Genomic DNA, 14,236 nt, shown 5'->3' with positions numbered 1-14,236 from the left:
GGGCCGACGGTATGCGAGCTGGACGGGCCGATACCGATCTTGAACAGGTCGAACACGCTGATGGCCACGACGTTACTCCCGAACTGACTGATGGCGATGCGGCCATCTTCGGGATTTCCGCCCACGACGGTCGCCCGATACCGACCCGCGCTTATCCAAAGACGCCAGTAGGCACAGTCAACCACGCTGCGGCGAACGGCCGCTTCCCGATGCGACCTCCACTGCTCCGTCCGCGACACCCCCTCTGGACGCCGACCCGGCGCACCTGCCATTTGCATCGCCGCCTGCCACGCGCTGCCGCGCGACCAGGCCCCCACCCTCAGGAAAAGGATGCGCCCATGAACATGCTGTTCCCGCGTTGCCTGCTGCTCACCGCCCTCGCCAGTGCCCCGCTGGCCCAGGCCGCCGATCCGGCGACCTGCGACGTCGTGCGCTTCTCCGAAGTCGGCTGGACCGATCTGACCGTCACCAACACCGTCGCCCGCCTGCTGCTCGACGAGCTGGGCTACCGCACCGAGATCCGCCGCCTGTCGGCCCCCGACACCTACCGGGCGCTGAACGACGGCAAGATCGATGCCTTCCTCGCCAACTGGATGCCGACCTCGACCGCCGATATCCAGCCCTATCTGGACAAGGGCAGCATCGAGATGCTGGCGGTCAACCTGGAGGGCGCCAAGTACACCCTGGCGGTGACCCGCGAAGCCTACGAGGGCGGGGTGAAGAGCTTCGCCGACCTGGCGCGCCACAAGGAGCGCTTCAAGGGCGAGATCATCGGCCTGGAGCCGGGCAACAACGGCAACAAGCTGGTCAAGAAGATGATCGACGAAAACGCCTTCGGTCTCGGCGACTTCCGCCTGGTGGAGGCCGGCGAGACGCGCATGATGGCCAGCGTGCACCACGCCCAGGAACTCAAGCAGTGGCGGGTGTTCCTCGGCTGGGCGCCGCACCCGATGAACGACCAGATCGCCATGGAGTACCTGGCCGGCGGCGACCAGTACTTCGGCCCCAACTACGGCGGCGCCACCGTGTACACCAACATCCGCGCCGGCTACGCCGCGCAGTGTCCCAACGCGGCGCGTCTGCTGAAGAACCTCAAGTTCAGCATCGGCATGGTGAACCATCTGATGGTCGCGGTGCAGGCTGGCAACACCAACCCGCGCCGCGAGGTCAAGGCCTGGATGGAGGCCAATCCGCAGGCGCGCACGCAGTGGCTGGAGGGCGTCACCCGCCGCGACGGCAGCCCGCGTCAGTAACCCGCCGGCAACCCTCGCCCCACCAGGCTGGCGAACCCTTGCGGTTCGCCAGTCCTCCTCGCCAGCCGCCCGTGCCAAAAGCGCACCGCCCGCCTGCAGCCCGCGGCCGGCGCGGCCCTGGCCCGATGCGCGAAGGTCGCGCCCGGCGCTCGGGTCCTGCCCCGCAAGGCCCGATGTCGCCGCCCAGTACGCGAGGGTCGCAATTCGATAATTGCGACTATCCCAAGGCTATATCGTTGAGTCACAGATTACGTCGCTGCCGCCGCCGAACAGGCCAGGCAGACCGGAGCCCACCTCTCCGGACCGAGGATTAAATATGGCTGGCCTCCCTCCTTTCAGGCGCCAGCCCAACAAGAAATTTCGGATGTACGTGCACTCCGCCGGAAACCCCGGCGGAACTGGACTTCGAAACACTGCCAGAGGAATTGGAACGCGGTTTGCCTTGCGGCCGGACCCGGACCATTCGCCATTCGCTTGTCGTGCCCACCGACGCCCCCGCGGCGCCGGCGTCGCGGTGGGCGCTGCGCGAATGCCCGTCCCTGCTGCCCGGCAGGACGCTGCCCACGCCTCGAAACCGTGCCAACACCCAAACAGGCAATAACGGCCGTCCATACCCGCATTGCCACGAGGCGCAGTGCCTGGCAGGGCGCCGGTCCAATAGCCTTCTGAAGGGGAAACGTCCCATGCAGTCTGGAAAAATCGTGGTGCAGAACCTGTTCAAGGTTTTCGGTGAGCATCCACAACAAGCGATCGACATGCTCAAGCAGGGCAAGAGCAAGGAGCAGATCCTCGCCGAGACCGGCTCGGTGATCGGGGTCAGCGACGTGTCGTTCAGCGTCGAGGAAGGCGAGATCTTCGTCCTCATGGGGCTTTCCGGCTCCGGCAAATCCACCCTCATCCGCCTGATCAACCGGCTGATCGAACCCAGCGCCGGCGATGTCTACATCGACGGCCAGAACGTCGCCCGCCTGCCGCAGTCGCAGCTGATCGACCTGCGCCGCCGCGACATGAGCATGGTGTTCCAGTCCTTCGCCCTGATGCCCTCGCGCAGCGTGCTGGACAACGCCTCCTTCGGCCTGGAGATCGCCGGCATGGGCCGCGGCGAGCGCCACCGCCGCGCCATGGAGGTGCTCGAACAGGTCGGTCTGGCCAGCTTCGCCCACAAGTATCCCCACGAGCTGTCCGGCGGCATGCAGCAGCGCGTCGGCCTGGCCCGCGCCCTGGCGGTCAACCCGTCGATGATCATCATGGACGAGGCGTTCTCCGCCCTCGACCCGCTCAAGCGCCGCGAGATGCAGGACGTCCTCCTCGACCTGCAGAAGAAGCACCGCCGCACCATCATCTTCGTCTCCCACGACATCGAGGAAGCCATCCGCATCGGCACCCGCATCGGCATCATGGAGGGCGGCCGCCTGGTCCAGGTCGGCACCCCGCGCGAGCTGATCGAGAACCCCGCCGACGACTACGTGCGCAACTTCTTCGACACCGTCGACACCAGCCGCTACCTCACCGCCGGCCACCTCAAGGCCGACAGCGTTCCCCTCTACGTGCACAACGGCAAGGCGCCCGACACCCACAAGGTGTGCCGCGAGCTGCAGGCGATGGACAAGCACTACGCCTTCATCATCGACGAGCAGAAGAACTTCCGCGGCTCGATCAGCCTGGAGCGCGTCGCCCTGCTGCTCGAGGAAGGCCGCCATCCGCGTCTGGAGCAGGATCTGCTCAAGCAGATCGACCCGGTACCCGAGGACCTGCCGCTGGAGAAGGTCATCGAGCGCCTGGTGGTCAACGAAGGTCCCATCCCGGTGATCGACGGCCGCGGCCGCTATGCCGGCGCCATCAGCAAGGGCCGGCTGCTCAGCCGCCTGCAGGGGGAATGATCATGAGCGAGAAACTGGATCTGGGCAGCTGGGTCAACGACGTCGTCCAGCACCTGCTCGACAACTACAGCGGCGCCTTCGACAGCGTCGGCCAGGTGGTCAGCGGCTTCTCCGAGGCCATCGAGAAACTGCTCCTGCTGCCGCCGGCCTGGCTGCTGATCTCGCTGTTCGTCGCCCTCGGCCTGTGGCGCATCGGCGCCAAGTTCGCGGTGTTCACCGCGGCGTCCTTCGTGCTGATCGTGCTGACCGGCTTCTGGGAACAGACCGTGGTGACCCTCGGCCTGACCTTCTCGGCCACCCTGATCAGCCTGCTGCTCGGCGTGCCGCTGGGTATCTGGGCGGCGCGCAGCGAGCGGGTGGCGATGATCACCCGCCCGGTGCTCGACTTCATGCAGACCATGCCGGCGTTCGTCTACCTGATCCCGGCGGCCATGCTGTTCGGCCTCGGCCGCGTGCCGGGGATCATCGCCACGGTGATCTTCGCCATGCCGCCGGCGGTGCGCCTGACCAGCCTGGGCATCCGCCAGGTCAACAAGGAGCTGGTCGAGGCCGGCCAGTCGTTCGGCTGCACCAGCCGCCAGCTGCTGTTCAAGGTCCAGCTGCCCAGCGCGCTGCCGTCGATCATGGCCGGGGTCAACCAGACCATCATGATGGCCCTGTCGATGGTGATCATCGCCTCGATGGTCGGCGCCGGCGGCCTGGGCAACGACGTGCTGGCCAGTATCCAGCGCCTGGACATCGGCCTGGGCTTCGAGAGCGGCATGGCCGTGGTGCTGCTGGCGATCATCCTCGACCGCATCACCGAGAGCTTCGGCACCCGCCGTGCGGCGACCAGCAAGAGCCTGTTCGGCCGGCTGTTCTGCAAGCTGCAGCGCCCGCAGTCGGCACCGTGAATCCCGCTTTCCGCCACCCACACAGGGAGCCGCAGATGCACACGTTCAAGACCAAGAAGTTGATCGGCGCCGGGCTGTTGTCGCTGGCCCTGGCGCAAGGCGCCTGGGCCCAGGAGCCGCAGAGCTGCCAGCAGGTGCGTTTCGCCGAGATCGGCTGGGCGGACATCTCCGCCACCACCGGCGTGGCCATGACCCTGGCCGAGGGCCTGGGCTATGCGCCGAAGAAGGTGATGGCCTCGGTGCCGATCGCCTTCACCGGGGTGAAGAACAAGCAGATCGACGTGTTCCTCGGCTACTGGGCGCCGTCGATGGACAGCGTGATCGCGCCGTTCACCAAGGACGGCGGCGTCAAGGTGCTGGAGAAGGCCAACCTGGAGGGCGCCAAGTACACCCTGGCGGTGCCCAGCTACGCCGCCGAGGCGGGCCTGAAGAGCTTCCAGGACATCGCCAAATTCAAGGACCAGTTGGACGGCAAGGTCTACGCCATCGAGCCGGGCAACGACGGCAACCTGCTGATCGACAAGATGATCAAGGGCAACCAGTACGAGCTGGGCGGCTTCCGCATGGTCGAGTCGAGCGAGGCCGGCATGCTGGTGCAGGTGCAGCGGGCGATCAAGAAGAAGGAGCCGGTGGTGTTCCTGGCCTGGGCACCGCATCCGATGAACACCCAGTTCGACATCACCTACCTGGCCGGCGGCGACGAGGTGTTCGGCCCCGACTACGGCGCCGCCAAGGTCTACACCGTGGTGCCGCCGGACTACGAGGCGCGCTGCGCCAACGTCGGCAAGCTGCTCAACAACCTGCAGTTCAGCGTCGAGATGGAAAGCCAGCTGATGGAGAAGGTGCTGGCCAAGAAGGACCCGGTCGAGGTCGCCCGGACCTGGCTGAAGGCCAACCCGCAGTACCTCGACCAGTGGCTGGCCGGCGTCACCACCTACGACGGCCAGGACGGCGCCGCGGCGGTAAAGAAGCACCTCGGCCTGTGAACCTGACGGCGCGGCCCCGCCGCGCCAGCAGCCACGACATCGCAATCGATACCCGGGGCCGACGGCCGAGCCCCGGCCGGGCATAGCCTTGCCCGCGACCGGAGCACGTCGCCGGCCCGTTCCACCCGTACGAGCCAGTACCAGCACTGCCACTCAACCCGATGGAGCAACGAACGATGCGCAAACTGATGAACCGCTGCATGCAGGGCCTGGGCGCCCTGACCCTGGCCCTCGGCCTGTCCACTGCCATGGCCGCGGACAAGCCGACCCTGAAGATCGGCTACGTCAACGGCTGGGACGACAGCGTCGCCGCCACCTTCGTCGCCGGGGAAATCCTCGAAGCCAAGCTCGGCTACCCGGTGGAGCTGCAACCGCTGGAGCCGGCGATCATGTGGCAGGGCGTGGCCCGCGGCGACATCGACGCCACCCTGTCCGCCTGGCTGCCGGCCACCCACGGCGAGTACTACGCCAAGCTCAAGGACAAGGTCACCGTGCTCGGTCCCAACTACGAGAACGCGCGCATCGGCCTGATCGTGCCGGATTACGTGAAGGCCAAGACCATCGACGACCTCAATACCTACAGCAAGGACTTCGGCGGCAAGATCACCGGCATCGACGCCGGCGCCGGGGTGATGCGCCGCACCGAGGAAGCCATCAAGCAGTACGACCTCGACCTCAAGCTGATGGCCAGCTCCGGCCCGGCCATGGCCACCGCGCTGGCGCGCGCCGAGAAGGCCCAGGAGCCGATCGTGGTCACCGGCTGGATTCCGCACTGGATGTTCGCCAAGTGGAACCTGCGCTTCCTCGAGGACCCCAAGCAGGTCTACGGCGCCGCCGAGCATGTCGACACCGTGATCAACCCGGCGCTGGCCAACAAGGCCGCCGACGCCACCGCCTTCCTCAAGCAGTTCTCCTGGAGCGGCGCGGAAGTCGGCGCGGTGATGCTGGCCATCCGCGAGGGCGCCAAGCCCGAGCAGGCCGCCAAGGACTGGGTCGCCGCCAACCCGGAGCGGGTCGCCGGCTGGCTCAAGTAAGCTGACGCTGTAATGCGAAGAAGCGGGCCTCGGCCCGCTTTTTTATTTTCTGCCTCCACCGCACGGATATTCGACTTTTTACTTGATTGCCCGTTCAACAAAAAAACCTCAGACTAGGCGCCGTTTTCCTCGACAGCCGGAGGTCCCATGCCCAAGGTCGGAATGCAGCCGATCCGCCGTTCGCAGCTGATCTCCGCGACCCTCGAGGCGGTCGACCAGGTCGGCATGGGCGAGGCCAGCATCGCCTACATCGCCCGCCTCGCCGGGGTGTCCAACGGCATCATCAGCCACTACTTCCGCGACAAGAACGGCCTGCTCGAAGCGACCATGCGCCACCTGATGCAGGTCCTCGGCCAGGGCGTGCGCCGCCGCCGCGCCGCGCTCAAGGACCCCAGCCCGCGCGCCCACCTGCGTGCCATCGTCGACGGCAACTTCGACGCCAGCCAGGTCAGCGGGCCGGCGATGAAGACCTGGCTGGCGTTCTGGGCCAGCAGCATGCACCACCCCGCGCTGCAGCGCCTGCAGCGGATCAACGACCACCGCCTGTACTCCAACCTGTGCGGCGAGTTCCGCCGCGCCCTGCCGCTGGCCGACGCGCGCGCCGCCGCCCGCGGCCTGGCCGCGCTGGTCGACGGCCTGTGGCTGCGCGGCGCGCTGTCCGGCCAGGCCTTCGATACCCAGCAGGCGCTGCGCATCGCCTACGACTACGTCGACCTGCAGCTGGCCAAGGCCGGCTGAGCTCCCCTTCCCTCCTCCCGTGCGGGTTCCCCTGCCACCTGCGCCATGCGCCGGCGGTGCAGCCCATTGTTCCGTCCATCGCCCGGCTCGCGCTCACGACTGCCCGTGTCGCCCGCAGGCCTGCCCCTGTCGTTTTATTGAATGAACGTTCAATAAAAAAGCCGTAGCCTCGTCGGCAACATCCCCGCCCCGCGCCCGCCGCGGACGGACCACCGCCTACGAGGATTCGCCATGCCCCGCTTCGACGAACAGCAGCTCTACATCGGCGGCCGCTACGTGCCGGCCACCAGCGGCGCCAGTTTCGAGACCGTCAACCCGGCCAACGGCGAGGTGCTCGCCCGCGTGCAGCGCGCCAGCCAGGCCGACGTCGAGCGCGCGGTGGCCAGCGCCGTCGAAGGACAGAAGGTGTGGGCGGCGATGACCGCCATGCAGCGCTCGCGCATCCTGCGCCGCGCGGTGGCAATCCTGCGCGAGCGCAACTTTGAGCTGGCCGAGCTGGAAACCCTCGACACCGGCAAGCCGCTGGCCGAGACCCGCGCGGTGGACATCGTCACCGGCGCCGACGTGCTGGAGTACTACGCCGGGCTGATCCCGGCCATCGAGGGCGCGCAGATCCCGCTGCGCGAGTCGAGCTTCGTCTACACCCGCCGCGAGCCGCTGGGCGTGGTCGCCGGCATCGGCGCCTGGAACTATCCGATCCAGATCGCCCTGTGGAAGTCGGCGCCGGCGCTGGCCGCCGGCAACGCGATGATCTTCAAGCCCAGCGAGGTAACCCCGCTCTCCGCGCTAAAACTGGCCGAGATCTACACCGAGGCCGGCCTGCCCGACGGGGTGTTCAACGTGCTGACCGGCAGCGGCCGCGAGGTCGGCCAGTGGCTGACCGAACACCCGCAGATCGCCAAGATTTCCTTCACCGGCGGCACCAGCACCGGCAAGAAGGTGATGGCCAGCGCATCGAGCTCGACCCTCAAGGAGGTGACCATGGAGCTGGGCGGCAAGTCGCCGCTGATCGTCTGCGCCGACGCCGACCTCGAACGCGCCGCCGACATCGCGGTGATGGCCAACTTCTTCAGCTCCGGCCAGGTGTGCACCAACGGCACCCGGGTGTTCGTGCCGCGCGAACTGCAGTCCTCGTTCGAGGCGCTGGTGCTGGCCCGCGTGCAACGCATCCGCCTGGGCGATCCGCTGGACGAGGCCACCAACTTCGGCCCGCTGGTCAGCTTCGCGCACATGGACAGCGTGCTCGGCTACATCGACCAGGGCCACGCCGAGGGCGCGCGCCTGCTGTGCGGCGGCGCGCGGGTCACCGCCGGCGCCTATGCCAGCGGCGCCTACGTGGCACCGACGGTGTTCAGCGACTGCACGGACGAGATGAGCATCGTCCGCGAGGAGATCTTCGGCCCGGTGATGAGCATCCTGACCTACGACAGCGAGGAGGAAGTGATCCGCCGCGCCAACGCCACCGAATACGGCCTCGCCGCCGGCGTGGTTACCCGGGATCTCGCCGGCGCGCACCGCATCATCCACCGCCTGGAGGCCGGCATCTGCTGGATCAACACCTGGGGCGAGTCGCCGGCGGAGATGCCGGTGGGCGGCTACAAGCAGTCCGGGGTCGGTCGCGAGAACGGCCTGACCACCCTGGAGCACTACACCCGCCTGAAGTCGGTGCAGGTCGAACTGGGCGAGTTCCACTCGGTGTTCTGACCCACGATTCCCGCGCCCTCGCCGAGGGCGCCCCCGCTTACCGAGGGATGCTCCATGACCCAGGAATTCGACTACATCGTCATCGGCGCCGGCTCCGCCGGCAACGTGCTCGCCACCCGCCTCACCGAGGACGCCGACGTCAGCGTGCTGCTCTTGGAAGCCGGCGGCCCCGACTACCGCCAGGACTTCCGCACCCAGATGCCCGCCGCGCTGGCCTATCCGCTGCAGGGCCGTCGCTACAACTGGGCCTACGAGACCGATCCCGAGCCGTACATGAACAACCGGCGCATGGAGTGCGGGCGCGGCAAGGGCCTGGGCGGCTCCTCGCTGATCAACGGCATGTGCTACATCCGCGGCAACGCCCTGGACTTCGACCACTGGGCCAAGGCCAAGGGGCTGGAGGACTGGACCTACCTGGACTGCCTGCCCTACTTCCGCAAGGCCGAGACCCGCGACACGGGCGCCGACGACTACCACGGCGGCGACGGCCCGGTCAGCGTGACCACGCCCAAGGCCGGCAACAACCCGCTGTTCCACGCCATGGTCGAGGCCGGCGTGCAGGCCGGCTTCCCGCGCACCGCGGACCTCAACGGCTACCAGCAAGAAGGCTTCGGCCCGATGGACCGCACCGTCACCCCCGAGGGCCGCCGTTCGAGCACCGCGCGCGGCTACCTGGACCAGGCGCGCGGCCGGGCCAACCTGACCATCGTCACCCACGCGCTCACCGAGCGCATCCTGTTCAGCGGCAAGCGCGCCATCGGCGTCGCCTACCTGCACGGCGACGCCAGCCAGCCGACCACCGTGCACGCGCGCCGTGAGGTGCTGCTGTGCGCCGGCGCCATCGCCTCGCCGCAGATCCTGCAGCGCTCCGGGGTCGGCCCGGCCGCCCTGCTGCGCGATCTGGACGTCAAGCTGGTCTACGATCTGCCCGGCGTCGGCGCCAACCTGCAGGACCACCTGGAGATGTACCTGCAGTACGCCTGCAAGCAGCCGGTGTCGCTGTATCCCGCGCTGCAGCTGTGGAACCAGCCGGCGATCGGCGCGCAGTGGCTGCTCAAGGGCAGCGGCATCGGCGCCAGCAACCAGTTCGAGGCCGGCGGCTTTATCCGCACCCGGCCGGAATTCGCCTGGCCGAATATCCAGTTCCACTTCCTGCCGGTGGCGATCAACTACAACGGCAGCAACGCGGTGAAGGAGCACGGCTTCCAGGCCCACGTCGGTTCGATGCGCTCGCCGAGCCGCGGGCGCATCCACCTCAAATCCAAGGACCCGCGCCAGCACCCGAGCATCCTGTTCAACTACATGAGCCACGAGCAGGACTGGCAGGAGTTCCGCGACGCCATCCGCATCACCCGCGAGATCATGAACCAGCCGGCGCTCGACCCGTACCGCGGCCGCGAGCTGAGCCCGGGGCCGAACCTTACGAGCGACGCCGAGCTGGATGCCTTCGTCCGCGAGCACGCGGAGACCGCGTTCCACCCCTCTTGCTCGTGCAAGATGGGCGAGGACGACCTGGCGGTAGTGGATGGCCAGGGCCGCGTACACGGCCTGGAGGGGCTGCGGGTGGTGGATGCGTCGATCATGCCGGAGATCATCACCGGCAACCTCAACGCCACCACCATCATGATCGGCGAGAAGATCGCCGACCGCATCCGCGGCCGCCAGCCGCTGCCGCGCAGCCAGGCGCGCTACCACGTGGCGGGCGACGCGCCGGTGCGCGGCCGGCCGGTACGCGGCTGAAACCCGCCGGCGTGTGCAGCACGCCGGCAACACCCTATCTCAGAGCCTGTTCACGATCCTGCGAGCTAGAGCCAGGCAAGGCGAAATCGGTTGAGGAAGCGGAGTTTGCTGGCTGCAAATGAGCATTCCGAAACCGATTTCAACGCAGCATGGCCGACGCGCAGCTAATCGTGGGCAGGCTCTCAGCGCGCGCCGGGACGCTTGCCGGCCGGCTTCTTCTTGCCCTTGGCGAAGGCCTGCGCCTTGCCCTCCTCGCCCTTGCTCCACGGCTTGCCGCCGTCGCTGGCGCGCGGCGGCAGGCCGTTGTGCTGGGTGAGCAGCGGACGGCCCACCGCGGCGCCGACCTTCTTGCTGCCCACCGGCGTGGAGTTCTTGCGCCGCGCGCTCTGGTAGCTGCCGTCGCCCGCCGGCTGGGTGGCCGGAATCAGCTGGTGTTTGGCGGGACCGATCAGGTCGCTGCGGCCCATATCCTTCAGCGCCTCGCGCAGCAGCGGCCAGTTCTTCGGGTCGTGGTAGCGCAGGAAGGCCTTGTGCAGGCGGCGCTGGCGCTCGCCCTTGACGATGTACACCTCGTCGCTCTTGTAGGTGACCTTGCGCAGCGGGTTCTTCTTGCTGTGGTACATCGCCGTGGCCGAAGCCATCGGCGAGGGATAGAAGGCCTGCACCTGGTCGGCGCGGAAACCGTTGCGCTTGAGCCACAGGGCGAGGTTCATCATGTCCTCGTCGGTGGTCCCGGGGTGGGCGGCGATGAAGTAGGGGATCAGGTACTGCTCCTTGCCCGCCTCCTTGGAAAACTTCTCGAACATCTTCTTGAAGCGGTCGTAGGTGCCGATGCCCGGCTTCATCATCTTGTCCAGCGGGCCGCGCTCGGTGTGCTCGGGGGCGATTTTCAGGTAGCCGCCGACGTGGTGGGTGACCAGCTCGCGGACGTACTCCGGCGACTCCACGGCGAGGTCGTAGCGCAGGCCGGAGGCGATGAGGATCTTCTTCACCCCGGGCAGCGCGCGGGCGTCGCGGTACAGCTGGATCAGCGCCGAATGGTCGGTGTTGAGGTTTTCGCAGATGCCCGGGTACACGCAGGACGGCTTGCGGCAGGCGGCCTCGATCTCGCGGCTCTTGCAGGCGATGCGGTACATGTTGGCGGTGGGGCCGCCCAGATCGGAGATCACCCCGGTGAAGCCCGGCACCTTGTCGCGGATCTCCTCGATCTCGCGCAGGATCGACTCTTCCGAGCGGTTCTGGATGATCCGGCCCTCGTGCTCGGTGATCGAGCAGAAGGTGCAGCCGCCGAAGCAGCCGCGCATGATGTTGACCGAGAAGCGGATCATCTCGTAGGCCGGGATCTTCTCGCCGTTGTAGGCCGGGTGCGGCACGCGGGCGTAGGGGAGGCCGAAGACGTAGTCCATCTCCTCGGTGGTCAGCGGGATCGGCGGCGGGTTGAGCCAGACGTCCTGCTCGCCGTGGCGCTGCACCAGGGCGCGGGCGTTGCCGGGGTTGGTCTCCAGGTGCAGCACGCGGTTGGCGTGGGCGTAGAGCACCGGGTCGCCCTTGACCTTGTCGTAGGCCGGCAGGCGGATCACCGTCTTGTCGCGGGTGAGCTTGGGATGCGGCAGCAGCTCGACCGGCCTGGCTTCGTACGGATCGTCCACCTCGCCGCGGTCGGCCGCCCCCTTGGCCTGCTCGATGGCGCAGGCGGCGGTGTCCTGGGTGTTGACGTAGGGGTTGATGATCTTGTCGACGTGCCCCGGACGGTCGATGCGTGTGGAGTCGAGCTCGAACCAGCCCTCGGGGGTGTCGCGGCGCACGAAGGCGGTGCCGCGCACGTCGGTGATCGACTGGATCGGCTCGCCGGCGGCCAGGCGCTGGGCGACCTCGACGATGGCGCGCTCGGCGTTGCCGTAGAGCAGGATGTCGGCCTTGGCGTCCATCAGGATCGAGTGGCGCACCTTGTCCTGCCAGTAGTCGTAGTGGGCGATGCGGCGCAGCGAGGCCTCGATGCCGCCGAGCACGATGGGCACGCCCTTGTAGGCCTCGCGGCAGCGCTGCGCGTAGACCATGCTGGCGCGGTCCGGGCGCTTGCCGGCCACGCCGCCGGGGGTGTAGGCGTCGTCGGAGCGGATCTTCCGGTCGGCGGTGTAGCGGTTGATCATCGAGTCCATGTTGCCCGCCGCCACGCCGAAGAACAGATTCGGCGCACCGAGCTTCATGAAGTCGTCCTTCGACAGCCAGTCCGGCTGGCTGATGATGCCGACGCGGAAGCCCTGCGCTTCGAGCAGGCGGCCGATGATGGCCATGCCGAACGACGGATGGTCGACATAGGCGTCGCCGGTGACGATCACCACATCGCAGGAATCCCAGCCGAGCAGGTCCATCTCTTCCCGGCTCGTCGGCAGGAAGGGCGCGGGCCCGAAACACTCGGCCCAGTACTTGGGATAGTCGAACAGCGGCTTGGCGGCTTGCATGGCGATGACCAGGGAATCTCGGCGGGAATTGCGCGGGCGCGGAGGATAGCACAAAAAGTGAGCAAATCCGACGTCTGGAGTCGGGATTGGGCGAAGCTTCTGCCGCGGTTACGGCGCGCGTGCGTGGGAGGCCGTAGGGTGGACAACGGCGCAGCCTTGTCCACCACTCCGCATCGCTGCGGTGGGCAATCGCTACGCGAGTTGCCCACCCTACGGGACGACGATCAGTAGCTGTGGCGGCGCGGCACCCGCGCGGTGACCTTGCTGAGCAGCTCGTAGCCGATGGTGCCGCAGGCGCTGGCCACCTCGTCGACCGGCAGCTGCGCGCCCCACAGCTCGACCGCGGTGCCGACCTGGGCCTCGGGCACGTTGCTGAGGTCGACGGTGAGCATGTCCATCGACACCCGACCGACCAGCGGCACGCGCTGGCCGGCGACCAGTACCGGCGTGCCGGACGGCGCGCTGCGCGGGTAGCCATCGGCGTAGCCGCAGCTGATGGTGCCGATGCGCGTCGGCCGCTCGGCGACCCAGCTGGCGCCGTAGCCGACGCTCTCCCCGGCCGCCACCTCGCGCACGGCGATCAGGTGGCCGCTCAGGGTCATCGCCGGCTTGAGCCCCAGCTCGGCGGCCGACCGCTCGGCGAACGGGCTGGCGCCGTAGAGCATGATGCCCGGACGCAGCCAGTCCAGATGCGCCTCGGGACGGGTGAGCACGGCCGCCGAGTTGGCCAGCGAGCGGTTGGCGAAGGCCAGGTCGTCGAGGCTGCGGTAGCAGTCCAGCTGCGTCTGGTTGAGCGGATGCTCGGGCAGGTCGGCGCAGGCGAAGTGGCTGAGCAGGTTGAGCTCGCCGACCTGCTCGGCGCCGCAGAGCCGCGCGTGCCAGGCGCGCAGCTGGTCCGCGGCGAAGCCCAGGCGGTGCATGCCGGAATCGAGCTTGAGCCATACGTTCAGCGGCCGGACGAGGTGGCAGCCGAGCAGCGCCTCGGCCTGCTCGCGGCATTGCACCACCACGTCGAGGCCCAGTTGGGCCGCCATCAGGTATTCCTTGGCCTCGAAACAGCCCTGCAGCAGCAATATCCGCGCCTTGCCGTGCAGGCCGCGCACCTCGCCGGCCTCCTCCAGGCAGGCGACGGCGAAGCCGTCGGCGTCCGGCAGGGCACTGACCGCCTCGCGCGCGCCATGGCCGTAGGCGTTGGCCTTGACCACCGCAAACGCCCGGCACGCCGGTGCGCAGGCCTTGGCCAGCGCATAGTTGTGGCGGATAGCGGACAGATCGATGGTGGCAACCAGGGGACGCATGGCGGTTCGGCCTCGAAACGAAAACGGGCGCCCATCTTACCCGCTGGGCGCCCGTTTTCCTTGATCTGCCTACCGGTCAGAGTCTGCTCAGGGGCTCGCGAGCTAAGGTGAGGCAAGGCGAAACCGGCTGAGGAAGCGGAGTTTACGAGGTGTAAATGAGCATGACTCGCTCCGCTCGCCCCTTAGGGGCCGCCCTTGCGGGCGTTCAGTGGCAAGCCACTGTCCGAAGCCGGTTGACTCGCTTCGCT

At 68.0% G+C, this 14,236-nt stretch carries 11 protein-coding genes; 8 read left to right on the top strand and 3 right to left on the bottom strand.

Going from position 1 to position 14,236, the window contains the following annotated elements:
* The coding region (locus tag LMJ29_RS21080) for a serine dehydratase beta chain (protein WP_150124714.1) at positions 1-68 on the bottom strand (68 nt) is incomplete at its 3' end.
* Positions 69-338: 270 nt separating this feature from the next.
* Between LMJ29_RS21080 and LMJ29_RS12730 the strand changes: the two genes are divergently transcribed.
* The 8 genes from LMJ29_RS12730 to betA all read left to right on the top strand — a co-directional run bounded on the left by LMJ29_RS12730 (position 339) and on the right by betA (position 10,228).
* Complete coding sequence (locus tag LMJ29_RS12730) at positions 339-1,253, top strand: glycine betaine ABC transporter substrate-binding protein (RefSeq protein ID WP_229605889.1); 915 nt, start codon at positions 339-341, stop codon at positions 1,251-1,253.
* Between the two features lie 683 nt (positions 1,254-1,936).
* On the top strand, positions 1,937-3,133 hold the full coding sequence (locus LMJ29_RS12725) for a quaternary amine ABC transporter ATP-binding protein (RefSeq protein ID WP_229605888.1): 1,197 nt from the start codon (positions 1,937-1,939) through the stop codon (positions 3,131-3,133).
* Positions 3,133-4,026: an ABC transporter permease gene (locus LMJ29_RS12720; RefSeq protein ID WP_229605896.1), complete on the top strand. Its 894-nt coding sequence runs from the start codon at positions 3,133-3,135 to the stop codon at positions 4,024-4,026. The genes LMJ29_RS12725 and LMJ29_RS12720 overlap by 1 nt, the downstream gene beginning before the upstream one ends.
* Positions 4,027-4,061: 35 nt before the next feature.
* A complete protein-coding gene (locus LMJ29_RS12715; protein ID WP_229605887.1) occupies positions 4,062-5,012 on the top strand; it encodes a choline ABC transporter substrate-binding protein in 951 nt (316 codons plus the stop codon).
* Positions 5,013-5,200: 188 nt separating this feature from the next.
* Positions 5,201-6,046 carry a glycine betaine ABC transporter substrate-binding protein gene (locus tag LMJ29_RS12710; RefSeq protein ID WP_377657007.1) on the top strand — a complete coding sequence of 282 codons (846 nt, stop codon included), beginning with the start codon at positions 5,201-5,203 and terminating at the stop codon, positions 6,044-6,046.
* A gap of 147 nt (positions 6,047-6,193) precedes the next feature.
* Positions 6,194-6,784, top strand: coding sequence for a transcriptional regulator BetI (gene betI / locus LMJ29_RS12705; protein ID WP_229605885.1), 591 nt, complete (start codon positions 6,194-6,196; stop codon positions 6,782-6,784).
* Positions 6,785-7,015: 231 nt separating this feature from the next.
* Positions 7,016-8,488 (top strand): betaine-aldehyde dehydrogenase, encoded by a 1,473-nt coding sequence (gene betB, locus LMJ29_RS12700; RefSeq protein ID WP_229605884.1) that lies wholly within the window; start codon positions 7,016-7,018, stop codon positions 8,486-8,488.
* A gap of 54 nt (positions 8,489-8,542) precedes the next feature.
* Positions 8,543-10,228 (top strand): choline dehydrogenase, encoded by a 1,686-nt coding sequence (gene betA, locus LMJ29_RS12695; protein ID WP_229605883.1) that lies wholly within the window; start codon positions 8,543-8,545, stop codon positions 10,226-10,228.
* Between the two features lie 182 nt (positions 10,229-10,410).
* Here betA and LMJ29_RS12690 read toward each other — a convergent pair whose 3' ends face one another.
* Both LMJ29_RS12690 and alr read right to left on the bottom strand, forming a co-directional pair.
* The gene (locus LMJ29_RS12690) at positions 10,411-12,690 is read right to left on the bottom strand and encodes a YgiQ family radical SAM protein (RefSeq protein ID WP_229605882.1); all 2,280 of its coding nucleotides are present in this window, start codon (positions 12,688-12,690) and stop codon (positions 10,411-10,413) included.
* 224 nt (positions 12,691-12,914) lie between these two features.
* Positions 12,915-13,988, bottom strand: a complete 1,074-nt coding sequence (gene alr / locus LMJ29_RS12685) for an alanine racemase (protein WP_229605881.1) — start codon at positions 13,986-13,988, stop codon at positions 12,915-12,917.
* Positions 13,989-14,236 lie beyond the last annotated feature (248 nt).

Source organism: Pseudomonas oryzagri, from assembly GCF_020831405.1.
Taxonomy (GTDB): domain Bacteria; phylum Pseudomonadota; class Gammaproteobacteria; order Pseudomonadales; family Pseudomonadaceae; genus Geopseudomonas; species Geopseudomonas oryzagri.
This window is presented reverse-complemented; position numbering and strand designations above follow the sequence as displayed.

What these genes read in the sequence shown, in the direction of transcription:
- LMJ29_RS12730 (WP_229605889.1), top strand. Translation starts at nt 339, where the DNA reads ATGAACATGCTGTTCCCGCGTTGCCTGCTGCTCACCGCCCTCGCCAGT.
- LMJ29_RS12725 (WP_229605888.1), top strand. Translation starts at nt 1,937, where the DNA reads ATGCAGTCTGGAAAAATCGTGGTGCAGAACCTGTTCAAGGTTTTCGGT.
- LMJ29_RS12715 (WP_229605887.1), top strand. Translation starts at nt 4,062, where the DNA reads ATGCACACGTTCAAGACCAAGAAGTTGATCGGCGCCGGGCTGTTGTCG.
- LMJ29_RS12710 (WP_377657007.1), top strand. Translation starts at nt 5,201, where the DNA reads ATGAACCGCTGCATGCAGGGCCTGGGCGCCCTGACCCTGGCCCTCGGC.
- betI (WP_229605885.1), top strand. Translation starts at nt 6,194, where the DNA reads ATGCCCAAGGTCGGAATGCAGCCGATCCGCCGTTCGCAGCTGATCTCC.
- betB (WP_229605884.1), top strand. Translation starts at nt 7,016, where the DNA reads ATGCCCCGCTTCGACGAACAGCAGCTCTACATCGGCGGCCGCTACGTG.
- betA (WP_229605883.1), top strand. Translation starts at nt 8,543, where the DNA reads ATGACCCAGGAATTCGACTACATCGTCATCGGCGCCGGCTCCGCCGGC.
- LMJ29_RS12690 (WP_229605882.1), bottom strand. Translation starts at nt 12,690, where the DNA reads ATGCAAGCCGCCAAGCCGCTGTTCGACTATCCCAAGTACTGGGCCGAG.
- alr (WP_229605881.1), bottom strand. Translation starts at nt 13,988, where the DNA reads ATGCGTCCCCTGGTTGCCACCATCGATCTGTCCGCTATCCGCCACAAC.